Genomic DNA, 2,917 nt, shown 5'->3' with positions numbered 1-2,917 from the left:
AAAGAGAAAAATTCGGCTCTGTGTTAACCCGAAAGTTAGTGTCTTTTTACACGCTACGTTTCATACACAAGTCCGTTGTACTTAATACCACAAACACCTATGAAAAAAACCTCGATCTTGATATTAACATTAGTGTTTTTTAATTGTAGCTCTACTAAAACAAATGTTTTTGAAACTCAAGAATGGATAAATTCTCAAAACTTTACAATTAATAAACCTAATAGTTGGAGACCTGTAAAGCATCATGAATACGTTGGATATACGCCATTAAAAGAAAGTGATAATTTCTTCAATAACTTGGTTTCCATTTTTCAATACGAATTAAAAGAAAAATCTAGTTTTAATAATTTTGTTCAAAAACAAATTGAGCAAACTAATAAAGCGTTAACTATTATTTCCCAAGAGATATTAACTGATAAAAATCAATTAGGAGATGTTTACATTCATAAATTGGAATCAACTTGGAATGGAAATAGCTACAAAAAGTATACTGTATATTTTGAACAAAATGGAGAATACTATAATTATAACTATTCTTCTCTAAAACACAGTTATGAAAAACATTTTGAAGAAGCTATTTCTATACTTAAAAGTATTGAATTTAAATAAAAGTACTAAGTACAACACCGTATATAATTTATTGCTAGTTCTAGTATACTTACGAAAATCCTCGCGGATTTTCTATTCGGGTTTTATTTGCTAAATTAGGTGTTTAAACCATGCAACAAACCATACACAAGTCCGTTAGCAAACATTAAAAATGAACCTTACAAATCTTAATTTACTTATTGATAAAAACTTAACTCTCTTAAGTAAGAAAGATGAGCATAGTGAATATTATACACATTTTTTAAATGAAGCTGGTGAGCAATTTTGGAAAATAGGTAAAACCTATGATGCTGAGAGGTTAACAAAGATAATGCTCGAAAAAGACTTAATTATAATTACAAAAGAATTAGCTGTGTTAACTGAGTTTGGTTACAAAGTAATTAAAGAAGGTGGATGGATTAAATATTCTGAAGAATCTGAAAGAAAAAGGATTTCTGATGAAAAATTAAAAAAAGAACGAGATAAAATTGATTTAAAATTAAAAAAGTGGCAATCTAAGACGTTTTGGTGGATTTTTTTAATCGCTATTATTGGATTTATTATTAGTATTTTTAACTTATACAAAAGCTATAATCAACCTAAAAAAATTGACCCTCACAAAAAAGAAATACAATCATTAAATAATGATATTCAAGAACTTAAAAAGTTTTTTGAAAACAAAAAAAAAGACACTATTAAAATAAAGTCAAAACTCTAATTATAAAGAACAACACAAAAATATGTCTCTATACAAAGATTGGGGTTACACATCAAATCCTTTTAAACCTTCACCAATTGAACCTACTCTAAAAGGTTTAAATCTTCTCATTGGAAGAGAAAAAGAGAAAAGGAAATTAAAGAATAGAATTAAAAATAATAATGGAATAATAACAGTAGAGGGTCAAAATGGCATAGGTAAAACTAGTGTTATTAATGCTAGTATTTATGAGTTATATGAAGAATCCCTTTCTTCCAAAGAAAATGACAATTTTTACTTGCCTTGCAACAAAATATTTCAAATATCTTCAAAAAATAATTTAACTGAATTTATTGATGACTTTTACTTTTCAATTGCGCAAACTATAATTGATAAAAAGAAAGAAATAAAAGAAAGTGGAGTTAAAAATTTAAAAGTTGAAAACTTAAATAATTGGTTAAATTCATCAGAAGTTGAGAATATTAAGTCTCAAATATCCAATTTAGGTGGAATGCCTATTGAAACTAGTGGTTTTGCTAAAAGCGGGTTTAAAAAACAAATTAGAACATTACTTTCTCATATTTTCTCAAACTCTGAATCTAGCGGAATTGTTTGTGTACTTGATAATTTAGAATTATTAGAAACCTCAGATGATGCAAAAAGAACGCTTGAATATTTAAGGGATGAAATATTTAATATACCTGAAATTAAATGGTTCTTTTCAGGTTCTCATAATATATTTAGGACTTTTATAAGTACACCGAGGTTATCAGGTTTTATTCAAAATCCTTTAAAAATTCAACAACTTCCAAATATTAATGCTTCTTATGTTTTAACATCACGTATTAACTCATATCAAAATCACGTTGATAATAAACCGTACTCTCCAATTACTGAAACAGATTTCATTGTCCTTTTTGAATCTTTAAATGGTAACTTAAGAGAAGTTTTCAAACGTCTTTCAAACTATTATTCTTATGTTTTCGAAGAATTAGACGAAGAGCCTTATCAAAAGGAAAGTAAAAGTCGGGTTTTCAAGGAGTGGTTTGAACAAGATAAAAACATAGAGTTTAAAGCGCTTAAAGATAATTTAAGAGACTCTGAAATTAATTTGTTAAAATTGATTTACCTTCAAGAAAATAACCCTATTACAGATAAAACTCTTGATGAAAATAACTTGACATCAATATCAGAATTAGTAAATGTTATTTCTAATCTTGAAAAACAAGGAATCATTATTATTCCAATACTAGAAAATGAATATATTGAGCAAAATAAATACACTAGGAGACAAGATTTTTTAAAAAACATCTTTATCTCACCAAAAGCACATTATATTAAAAACAAATTACTTGATTAAAAAACGTTTGCTAACAATGGCTATAATTAATACGGGTTTTAGTGCTTAACCTAAAGTTTAGTGCTTTTAACTAAGTCCGCCAAATCTTTTTGATTTGACTTTATAAAGAAAAAGATAAAACAAAATAAAAAGTTTTGGCTAAGTGCTTAATCGAAAGTTTATTACTTTTAATTCCCGTACTAACCATAGCCGAGACGTTGTATGCAATAGTGACCCGTCCTGAAATAAGGCTACATAATTTTAAACATTATGTATAGAAATGACAAAGTAAT

General features: G+C 26.9%; 3 protein-coding genes. All 3 read left to right on the top strand.

Features of this window, described 5'->3' with window-relative positions:
• The first annotated feature begins 99 nt into the window (after positions 1-99).
• Entirely contained in the window at positions 100-609 is a 510-nt protein-coding gene (locus Q0997_RS20060; RefSeq protein ID WP_299892464.1) for a hypothetical protein, read from the top strand.
• Positions 610-760: 151 nt separating this feature from the next.
• On the top strand, positions 761-1,306 hold the full coding sequence (locus Q0997_RS20055) for a hypothetical protein (RefSeq protein WP_299892461.1): 546 nt from the start codon (positions 761-763) through the stop codon (positions 1,304-1,306).
• Positions 1,307-1,328: 22 nt separating this feature from the next.
• Positions 1,329-2,645, top strand: a complete 1,317-nt coding sequence (locus Q0997_RS20050) for a hypothetical protein (protein ID WP_299892458.1) — start codon at positions 1,329-1,331, stop codon at positions 2,643-2,645.
• The last annotated feature ends 272 nt before the right edge of the window (positions 2,646-2,917 follow it).

Origin of the sequence: uncultured Lacinutrix sp., assembly GCF_947500325.1 — a bacterium.
In the GTDB taxonomy this organism is placed as follows: Bacteria; Bacteroidota; Bacteroidia; order Flavobacteriales; family Flavobacteriaceae; genus Lacinutrix.
Note: the sequence above shows the minus strand (reverse complement) of the source record. Positions and strands in the feature narration are given on the sequence as shown.